Annotated in this window: 5 protein-coding genes and 1 pseudogene; 4 read left to right on the top strand and 2 right to left on the bottom strand. The window is 60.6% G+C overall.

Going from position 1 to position 6,693, the window contains the following annotated elements:
- Window positions 1-243: 243 nt before the first annotated feature.
- On the bottom strand, window positions 244-981 hold the full coding sequence (locus H8B20_RS03925) for a thioesterase II family protein (RefSeq protein WP_210622396.1): 738 nt from the start codon (window positions 979-981) through the stop codon (window positions 244-246).
- A gap of 62 nt (window positions 982-1,043) precedes the next feature.
- On the opposite strand from H8B20_RS03925, the pseudogene H8B20_RS03920 reads away from it, so the two are divergent.
- Window positions 1,044-1,961: pseudogene (locus tag H8B20_RS03920) on the top strand (cupin-like domain-containing protein); the annotation flags it as partial.
- Between the two features lie 46 nt (window positions 1,962-2,007).
- On the opposite strand, the gene H8B20_RS03915 reads toward H8B20_RS03920, so the two are convergent.
- Entirely contained in the window at window positions 2,008-3,180 is a 1,173-nt protein-coding gene (locus tag H8B20_RS03915) for an MFS transporter (RefSeq protein ID WP_210622395.1), read from the bottom strand.
- 242 nt (window positions 3,181-3,422) lie between these two features.
- Here H8B20_RS03915 and H8B20_RS03910 point away from each other — a divergent pair, with 242 nt between their 5' ends.
- From H8B20_RS03910 to H8B20_RS03900, 3 genes are all read left to right on the top strand, one after another.
- On the top strand, window positions 3,423-4,223 hold the full coding sequence (locus H8B20_RS03910; RefSeq protein WP_210622394.1) for a glucose 1-dehydrogenase: 801 nt from the start codon (window positions 3,423-3,425) through the stop codon (window positions 4,221-4,223).
- On the top strand, window positions 4,216-6,042 hold the full coding sequence (locus H8B20_RS03905) for a glycoside hydrolase family 15 protein (protein ID WP_210622393.1): 1,827 nt from the start codon (window positions 4,216-4,218) through the stop codon (window positions 6,040-6,042). Before H8B20_RS03910 ends, H8B20_RS03905 begins: the two co-directional genes overlap by 8 nt.
- Before the next feature lie 254 nt (window positions 6,043-6,296).
- Complete coding sequence (locus H8B20_RS03900) at window positions 6,297-6,686, top strand: hypothetical protein (protein WP_047300416.1); 390 nt, start codon at window positions 6,297-6,299, stop codon at window positions 6,684-6,686.
- Window positions 6,687-6,693 lie beyond the last annotated feature (7 nt).

Here is a 6,693-nt window from a genome sequence, read left to right as displayed (position 1 = left end):
TTCTTGTCATCCGGATCAGTAGGCAGGCAGCACAAAGGCACGTCGTCCCTATAAAACGAATGCACACCGGAAAAATTAGCGAATGAGAAGAACTATCAGGCGGGAGACTGGCGGGGTTTTTCTGACAGGCAGGAAACATTGTGGGAGCGAGCCTGCTCGCGAAAGCGGCACGTCAGGCGACGTTGATGTCGACTGAAACGCCCTTTCGCGAGCAGGTTCGCTCCCACATGAAATTCCTGGTGCTCAGGCAGTGGCGAGCATTGAGTGCCGGCGGTGATGAACTTCGAGCTGATCCTTGATGACTTTCAGCACTTTGGCTTCGTGTTCATGAATGAAAAAATGCCCGCCTGCAAGCATGTCCACCGAGAAACTGCCAGAGGTTTCCTTGCTCCAGCCGATCAACTGCTCGGTGGTGGCCTTGTCAGATTTGCCGCCCAGCACGTGCACCGGGCAGTTGAGCAAGGGTCTCTGGGCCGGCTCGAATTTGCCGCACAGCAGAAAGTCGGCGCGCAGGATCGGCAGCGTCAGGCTCATGAGCTCTTCATTGGCCAGCACTTCCTCGCTCGTACCGTTGAGCGTGCGCAATTGATCAATCAACTCGGCGTCGGTTTTCGGCTCGGCAAAACCGCGATCGTAATCGGCGCGCATCGTCGGCGCCGCGGTGCCTGAGGCAAACAACGCCACCGGGTCCGAACACCCCAGCGCGCGCAACGCGTGGGCGATTTCGCACGCCATCAACGCGCCGAGGCTATGGCCGAACAGCGCGTACGGGGTCTTGAGTGTCGGGCGCAATTCCTTGGCCAGTTGCATCGCCAGCGTGCGCATGTCGGTTTGCAGCGGTTCATCGAACCGGGCGCCGCGCCCCGGCAGCTCCACTGGTTGCAGTTGCAGCCATTGCGGCAACTTCGGCCGCCAGCGGCTGTAGACCATCGCGCTGGCGCCTGAATACGGCAGGCACAGCAAAGTCAGCTTGGTCACCACGCGTCCCTCAAAAAATTCGTCTGTAGAGAGAAACGGATCACGGCGCTGGCAAATTAGTCGACGAAGAACTCTTCGCCAGCGGTCGCTTGAAGATTGGCGGCAACATGGGCCTGGCGACGCTGCTGCCACAGATCATCGACCACGCCCGCCACGGCGGTGCGGTAGTGCAAAAGGTCGACATGAACAAGCGTTACCCGACCCCGCCGCGCTTCAGTGAACAACTCACCGCTGGCCTGCCGACTCAACACGAGATCGAGCGTCGTCCGCGCAGCGAGCTGTCGGTGGCCGAGTTCTAGAAGCGTTACTTGCCCCACGGCATTCCTGTAGTGATCAGCAATGCCCTGCACGACTGGCCGTTGTTCAAGTTGAGCCGGGAAGAGTCGCTGGTGCATTTCGCCGAACTGCAAGGCATCACTCGCCATGGCGATTACGTGAAAAAAACCTTTTCCACCGAGCGGGATTTTCGTTCCACATCGATGGCCGATTTCATCGCCTCGCTGGACAGCCCGGCGGCCAAAGGTGAGGAAGGCGAACCACCCGCCTACATGGGTAACAACATCCTGCCGGCCGCATTGATGCCGCAGATTCAGTACCCGGCCTACTTCGATGCCTCGCTGTTCATCCCGCCGCGTATCTGGATCGGCCCCAAAGGTAGGCTGACGCCACTGCATCGCGATGACACCGACAATCTGTTTGCGCAGGTCTGGGGGCAGAAGACATTCACCCTCGCCGCGCCGCATCATCGCGAAGCGCTGGGCACCTGGTCGACTGCGCCCGAGGGTGGGCTCGATGGCTGCGATTTCAATCCGGATGCGCCGGACTATGAACGCTTCCCGTCGGCGCGGGATGTTACGTTCTTGCGCGTGACGCTGGAGGATGGGGATCTGTTGTTTCTGCCGGAGGGCTGGTTCCATCAGGTGGAATCGGTATCGACGTCGTTGTCGGTGAATTTCTGGGTGAACTCGGGACGGGGCTGGTAACCCAGACTCCTGTAGGCGCTGCGTGCCGCAGCGCCTACAGATGTATTTATTTCAGGTGCCGGTAACTCTGTATCGCCGAGCCTAGCACCACCGCTCCCGCCGCAATCGCCAGCCAGAATCCACTCCGAGCGCCGTAGGCATCCACTAGCCAACCCGACCCGGCGGCGCCCACCGCCACGCCGATACTCAAACCGGTCACCAGCCACGTCAGGCCTTCAGTGAGTTTGGCCGGCGGCACGATGCGCTCGACCAGCGCCATCGCCACAATCAGCGTCGGCGCAAAGAACAGCCCGGCGATAAACACCGCGACCGACAAGCCAAAAATATTGCTCGCCAACAACAGCGGCAAGGTCGTCACCGCCGTCGCCACGCCGCCGTAAAGAAACAGCTGCGACAACGGCAATTTCGAACGCATCGCACCGAAGGCGATACCGGCCAGGCACGAGCCGATCGCATACACCGACAGCACAATGCTCGCCGCCGCCGGCTGGCCCTGCTGTTGCGCGAAGGCGACGCTGACCACATCAATCACTCCGACGATGATGCCCATGGCAATCATCAGCGCCAGCAGCAATTGAATGTCCGTTGAACCAATGATCGAACCTTGATGGTCGCACGCGTGCGGATGCACCGGTGGCTCGGTGCTGCGCTGAGCGACGAATGCCGTGACACCAATCGCCAGCGCCAACAGTGCCGCCAACGGTCCAGCCTCGGGAAACACCGCCACGCAGAGGCCGACCGACAAAGGTGGGCCGACGATGAAACAGACTTCGTCGAGTACCGATTCGAGGGCATAAGCGGTCTGCAATTGCGGCTGGCCGCGATAGATTTCGGTCCAGCGCGCCCGCACCATTGCCGACATGCTCGGCATGCACCCGGCCAGCGCGGCGAAAATGAACAGCGTCCAGGTCGGTGCCTGCAGCCGTGTGCACAGCAGCAACATCAGCAGCGCCCCGCCACCGATCAATGCCGAAACCGGCAGGACTTTGCCCTGGCCAAACCGATCGACCAGCCGTGACACCTGCGGCGCGCAGAACGCCGTGGCCAGGGCAAACGTCGCCGCCACCGCACCGGCCAACGCGTACCCGCCGTACAACTGCGAAAGCATGGTGATCACGCCGATGCCGGTCATGGAAATCGGCATGCGCGCTATCATCCCCGCCAACACAAAATTGCGGGCGCCGGGGGCATTGAATAATTCGCGGTAGGGGTTTGCCATGGACTGCAGCCTTATCAAGGGCCGCCAAGTTGCCATAGGGTCAGGTGACGGGGAAGCGCGGAATTGTTGGTGGAGTGTGAAGACCCTAAAGATCAAAGGATCGCAGCCTTCGCCAGCTCCTACAGATGATCACATTCACCTGTAGGAGCTGCGGCACGCGGCGATCTTTTGATCTTCTGGCTGAACTCTCAAGGCTGGCCGTCGGTCAGCTAAATAGATCCTCACTCAAGGCGAAAATTCGCATGCAGATCTCCCTCGGCCGCCAGGTCGCACTCATTACCGGCGCCAGCTCCGGCATCGGCCACGCTGCCGCCAAAGCACTGGCCGCTGCGGGTGCAGCGGTGGTCATCAACTACAACCGTCAGGCCGAACCCGCCGAAGCCCTCGCCCGGCAAATCATCGCCGACGGTGGCCAGGCCATCGCGATTGGCGCGGACGTGTCGAAGGAAGACGAGGTCGAGCGGCTGTTCGCCGAAACCCTCGAAACCTTTGGCTCACTGGACATCCTGGTGGCCAATTCCGGACTGCAAAAAGACGCCGCAGCGGTGGACATGACGCTGGATGACTGGAACGCGGTGATTGGTGTCAACCTCACCGGCCAGTTCCTCTGCGCCCGCGCTGCACTGCGGATTTTCAATCGTCAGGGCGTTCGCGAAGGCGTGTCCCGCGCCGCCGGCAAGATCATTCACATGAGCTCTGTGCACCAACGCATTCCGTGGGCCGGGCACGTCAATTACGCCGCGTCCAAAGGTGGTGTTGATCAGTTGATGCAGACTCTGGCTCAGGAAGTCAGCCATCAGCGCATTCGCATCAACGGCATCGCGCCGGGGGCGATTCGTACGGCTATCAATGAAGAAGCCACCGAAGGTGCAGCGGGTGAAAAGCTGCTTGAGCTGATTCCCTATGGGCGTATCGGCGACGTCGATGACGTCGCCAACGCCGTGGTTTTCCTCGCCTCCGACGCCGCCGATTACATCGTCGGCACCAGCCTGTTTATCGACGGCGGCATGAGCCTCTATCCGGAGTTTCGCGGCAATGGCTGAGCATCATCAAGAACAACAAAGCCCGATCGACGCCCACGGCATCATCGGCGACATGCGCAGTGCAGCGCTGGTCAACGACAAGGGCAGCGTGGATTTTTTCTGCTGGCCGGAGTTCGACAGTCCGTCGATTTTCTGTTCGTTGCTGGGCACACCCGACGCGGGGATTTTCCAGCTTGCGCCGGACTTGCCCGATGCGCGACGTGAGCAGATTTACCTGCCGGACACCAACGTTCTGCAAACCCGCTGGCTCAGCGAATTTGCCGTGGTGGAAATTACCGACATGCTGCCAGTGGGCGACAGCGAAGATGACCTGCCGCTGCTGATGCGCCGAGTGCGCGTGGTCAGCGGCGAAGCGACGTTCCATATGCGCTGCGCCGTACGCCACGACTACGCCCGCGCCGACACGCGCGGGCAGGCCGACCAGAAGGACGTGCTGTTCAGCGCATCCGGCCAACCGACACTGCGTCTGGCGTCGGATCGGCCGATGCAGGTTGACGCAAATGCAGCCGTCGCCCACTTCACGCTGACACAGAACCAGACCGCCGCTTTCATGCTCGGCGCGACCGACGACCCGCGTTTCGTCGAGGGCGCCGGCGATTTCTGCATGGAGCGCACGCTGAAGTTCTGGCGTGACTGGATCGGCCAGTCGACTTACCGCGGACGCTGGCGCGAAATGGTCAACCGCTCGGCGCTTGCGCTCAAGCTGCTGACCTCACGCAAACACGGCGCGATCCTCGCGGCCGCCACTTTCGGCCTGCCGGAAACCCCAGGCGGTGAACGCAACTGGGATTACCGCTACACCTGGATCCGCGACGCCTCGTTTACCGTTTATGCGTTCATGCGACTGGGGTTCGTCAGCGAAGCCAATGCCTACATGCGCTGGCTGCGCGGACGGGTCAGCGATTGCAACTGCCAGCCGATGAAACTGAACATTCTGTATGCCATCGACGGCCGCCAGGAACTGCCGGAAACCGAGCTTGCGCATCTGTCGGGGCACGGCGGCGCGAAACCGGTGCGCATCGGCAACGGCGCGTATGACCAGATTCAGCTGGATATCTTCGGCGAATTGATGGACGCGGTGTATCTGGTCAACAAGTACGGCGACGCCATTTCCCACGAAGGCTGGAAACATGTGCGCGAAGTTGTCGATCAGGTGTGTGAGACATGGCAGACCAAGGATGTAGGCATTTGGGAAATGCGCGGTGAGCAGCATCACTTTTTGCACTCACGGCTGATGTGCTGGGTGGCGCTGGACCGAGCGATTCGCCTCGCCTCGAAACGTTCATTGCCAGCGCCGTTTGCCCAATGGGACCAGACCCGTCAGGCGATCTACGCCGACATCTGGGACAACTTCTGGGATGAAGAGCGCGGGCATTTCGTCCAGTACAAGGGCGGCACCGCACTCGATGGCTCAATGCTTTTGATGCCGCTGGTGCGCTTCGTCAGCGCCAAGGACCCACGGTGGTTATCGACCCTTGAGGCCATCGAAAAGAGTTTGGTGCGCGACGGCATGGTTTATCGCTATCGCAACGAAGAGGCGGGCATTGATGGCCTGGCCGGCACCGAAGGCGCATTCGCCGCGTGTTCGTTCTGGTACGTCGAATGCCTGGCCCGCGCCGGCCAGGTGGAAAAGGCCCATCTGGAATTCGAACAACTGCTGCGATATGCCAACCCACTGGGACTGTACGCCGAGGAATTCGACAGCCATGGACGACATCTGGGCAATACGCCGCAAGCGCTGACACATCTGGCATTGATCAGTGCGGCGAGTTTTCTCGATCGACGTTTGAGTGGGGAAAAGAGTGAATGGCAACCGTAAAAGTCGTCGGAGTCTGTCGGAAACTTCCCTGAAAAAACCTTCGCTGTAGGACCCAAGCCTGCGCCTGAAGCAGCAAACCCCAGTCCCTCCAGCGAGGGACTACAAACTCGTAACAATTGTTGACCCCCTGCCTCCCCCGCCACTCGCACTTACACCCCGAAATACCTTGTTGCCAGCTGTTACATCCGCCCCTACCATCCACCGCAACGGGCACAGCGGAGCTGTCCAACAAAACCCGAATTCAAGGAAGCAGAATGTCCCAGCACGTCCAGCGCAACATCGACAGCGCCCTGCGCACCGGCCTGAGCCGCACCCAGCTCTGGGAAGCCGCCGACAAAGGCCTGATCAAATGCTGGGAAATCGGCCGCCAGCGCGCCGCCCGCTTCCCCGACCTCGCCCAACGCTGCATCGCCAACGAACTGCCCGTCCTCGGCTGGAAAGGCGGGGTGAGTCGCAGCCTGAAGAAAAACGAAAAATACGGCTCACTGAAATACCTCGCGCAGTGGCAAGGCTTGCGTGGGGAGGATCTGGATATCGATTTGGCTGAGGAGCGTTCGCTGACGTGTTCGCGGACGAAAATGGTGGTGACGTTCACGCCGGATCGGACGAAGTATTTTAATCAGGTGGCGGAAGTTGAGGCCTGAATGATTC

Origin of the sequence: Pseudomonas sp. P42 (genome assembly GCF_017973755.1) — a bacterium.
Taxonomy (GTDB): domain Bacteria; phylum Pseudomonadota; class Gammaproteobacteria; order Pseudomonadales; family Pseudomonadaceae; genus Aquipseudomonas; species Aquipseudomonas iridis.
The sequence above is the reverse complement of the archived record's forward strand: the minus strand, read 5'-3'. Positions and strand labels throughout refer to the sequence as shown.